General features: G+C 37.8%; 1 protein-coding gene. It reads left to right on the top strand.

The window, feature by feature from the left end; genetic code table 11:
• Positions 1-116 precede the first annotated feature (116 nt).
• On the top strand, positions 117-392 hold a 276-nt coding region (locus tag AC1DF3_RS37205), incomplete at its 3' end, for a MarR family winged helix-turn-helix transcriptional regulator (protein ID WP_478142844.1).

Raw genomic sequence — 392 nt, 5'->3', positions numbered from 1 at the left:
GGTATGGGCTACTGCTGATTTGTATAAAAAAGTCGCAGAAATTGTAAAATCGATCACAACTTTTTATTTGCATTTTGCAAATATAAATGGTATAACTGGCTCAGGAGGTCATACAAATGGAAAACGTAAGGAATATGTTTCAGATCTTGTCCCGGAATTTTGGTTTGTTAAATGAACAATGCTGCGATTCCTGTTGCGGCCAAGAGGTGTCACTTGTACAAAGCCATATCCTATATGAAATTAATCGTCAGCATAATCCCTCCATGCAGGAAATTGCAGGCGCTCTAGGAATGGACATTACCACTTTCAGCAGACAAGTTAAAACCTTGACCGATAAAGGATTAGTAAAGAAAACTCCCCATCATTCTGATCAACGAATTAATATTCTATCC

Source organism: Variovorax sp. 10N432 (genome assembly GCF_056394465.1).
Note: the sequence above shows the minus strand (reverse complement) of the source record. Positions and strands in the feature narration are given on the sequence as shown.